Source organism: Vibrio sp. Vb1554 (assembly GCF_033344235.1).
Window position 1 is genome coordinate 1 of record NZ_JAWPOJ010000265.1, and the last position, 1239, is coordinate 1239.

Consider the following 1239-nt stretch of genomic DNA (forward strand, 5'->3'; position numbering starts at 1 on the left):
ATCACTTCGCTCGCTTGTCCTGCTTTAAACAGGCTTGCCGCTAAGTTTTCTACCCCTTGTGGCGTGGTGCGCTCAGACATGCCAATCAATACCGCGCCTTTACCGATCACCAGTACGTCACCGCCTTCAACGTTTGCGTTGTCGTAATGCAGATCATCATCACCAAAATATTTAATGAAGTCTTGGCCTGCAAAGATCGGGTGCCAGCGATAGATAGCGCGTAAATGGTTTGTTTCGCGCTGGCGCGCAGGCATCATCATTGGGTTGAGTGATACACCGCCATATACCCAACATGAGGTGTCGCGGGTGAATAGATGGTTTGGTAGTGGCTCGATCACGAAATCCAGTGGGCGCTTCATCTTCGGTAGCATCGAAGAAGATTGAATAGGTAACTCAGAATAGGCTAAGCCGCCAAGCAAAATAGTCGCGAGGTGTTCGTCGTCCATTTCCAAAAGATATTGGCGTAAATCGCGAGCGAAGGTTGGCCCGTAGCGGAAGTCAGAAATCTGCGTGTTCAACAGCCACTGTTTTGCCTCTGGAACGGCTAGGGTTTCCACCAGTAAATCGTGGAGCAGAAGTACTTCAACATCTTGCTCTCACAAGGTTCGAGCAAAAGCATCATGCTCATCACCCGCGGCTTCTACAGCAAGCACGTCATCAAACAATAGCTCATGACAGTTTGACGGCGTGAGGTGGGTGAGGGCGCGCTCTGGGCGGTTTAAAAGTACTCGTCTAAGTTGACCAACTTCTGATCCAACGTACAGCTTACTCATTTTGCATCCTTACAAATTTTCCAGCCATTAGTTATGACAATCTTACGGCAAAGATGCAAATTCGTTAACTTCGTTTAAATGTTGTGAATGGTTATATTTTTAGTGGTTTTTATTTTAGTTGGCATTTTTGTATTTAATTTTTGGTTTTTAATTCCATATTGCTGGTTTTTAAATGAATGCGTTTTTATTCTTTTTGTATTTTGCAGGAAAGATTACATGCTTAGTGCATAAAATGTGCATTTCTATTCTAAAATATGCAGTTTTTCAGTTTTCTTTATTCGTTATCCTTCCAAATTGGTAGCGTGGCTGTATTCACTCAGGCGTCATAATCACTCAACAAACCATCAAATATCCTACAATGAGCTCAATTAGGATCTTCTGAATATTAAAAAATACCGTTTTTTGTTAACTTTTTGTTTCTTTGTGATGGGTTTTAATATTTGGGCAGGAAGAATCATCGCGGTTT

General features: G+C 42.6%; 1 pseudogene. It reads right to left on the bottom strand.

What is annotated here, in order from left to right:
• Positions 1 to 773: pseudogene (locus R8N28_RS25525) on the bottom strand (arginine deiminase family protein); the annotation flags it as partial.
• Between the last annotated feature and the right edge of the window lie 466 nt (positions 774 to 1239).